The organism is Cellulomonas septica, from assembly GCF_012396155.1.
In the GTDB taxonomy this organism is placed as follows: domain Bacteria; phylum Actinomycetota; class Actinomycetes; order Actinomycetales; family Cellulomonadaceae; genus Cellulomonas; species Cellulomonas septica.
In genome coordinates, this window is record NZ_JAAXOY010000861.1 from 1 (window position 1) to 1,191 (window position 1,191).

Sequence of the window (1,191 nt, forward strand, 5' to 3'; positions counted from 1 at the left end):
CACGAGGGCGACGTGACCGTCGTCGGCCTCGCCGACGACCCCGCGGGCGCCTGGTCGGCCTACGGCGGCGCGGGCCTCGCGACGACGCCCGACGTGCTCGAGTGGTCGGGCGAGGCCGCGCAGGACAGCGTGCCCGCGCAGCTCCTCGTCGTGACCGACGGCTCGTCCCAGGTCCAGGCCGACGTCACGACCGCGCTCGACGACGCCGACGTCCTCACCAAGCGCGAGGCCGCCGAGGCCGCGGTCGAGCAGATCACCGGCTCCGGCAACGCGCTCGTCATGGTCGTGCTCGGCTTCGCGGCGGTCGCGCTGCTCGTCGCCGCGCTCGTCATCGCGAACACCTTCCAGGTCCTCGTCGCGCAGCGTGCCGAGGACCGTGCGCACCGCGGCGGCGATCTTCGTCGTGTCGAGCCCCGAGCCGGCCCGGTAGACGGGCCGCGGCCACGACGCGCGCTCGACGGCGACCCGCTCGCCCTCGCCGTCGTCGTCGAACATCTCGTACGTCGGGTGCGCGAGCTGCAGGTGCCCGCCGAACGCGGAGATCTGCCCCGTGAACAGCCCGCGCCGCCCGGGCACGAGCAGCCGCTCGTGGTGCCGCGCGCCGCCGAAGAAGATGAGCTGCAGCTCGGCGCGACCGTCGGTGATCCGCACCTCGAGCCGCGACGCGTTGGTGGACCGCGCGCGGCGCACGACCGCCTGCCGCACGTCCGCGACGACCGTCACGGTGTCGCCGACGCGCAGGCTCGCGATGTCGGTCAGCGTGCCCGGGTCGGCGTACCGGAACGGGTAGTGCCGCAGCAGGTCGCCGACCGTCCGCATCCCGAGCGCCGCGAACGGCTTGCCCGCGCGCGGTGCGACCGACGTCACCGGCGAGTCCAGGTACCCGCCGCGCGGCTCGACGCCGTCGACGTAGCGGACCCCGCCCTGACCACCCTGCGCACGCCGCGCCATCAGTCCACCCCCAGCCAGAACGCCGCCCCCGTCCCCGTCGGCCCGACGAGGACGGGTTCGAGACCGTGCGAGCTCGCCGCCGCCTCGACGTCCGCCCTGCTCGTGGGGTCGAGCGGGTCGCGGTGCAGCACCGTCAGGCTCTCGCCGTCGGCGCTCGACACCAGGTCGGCCAGCGCGGACGGGAACGCCCCCGCGACGTCGACACGCACGACACGCAGCCGGCCGAGCGCCCGCACGGCG

Annotated in this window: 1 protein-coding gene and 1 pseudogene; both read right to left on the bottom strand. The window is 75.7% G+C overall.

All coding sequences use genetic code 11. The features are described 5' to 3' along the window. A pseudogene (locus tag HGA02_RS21330) lies at positions 1 to 951 on the bottom strand (hypothetical protein); the annotation flags it as partial. Continuing rightward, the coding region (locus tag HGA02_RS19840) for a hypothetical protein (protein ID WP_210728852.1) at positions 951 to 1,191 on the bottom strand (241 nt) is incomplete at its 5' end. The pseudogene HGA02_RS21330 and the gene HGA02_RS19840, both read right to left, overlap by 1 nt.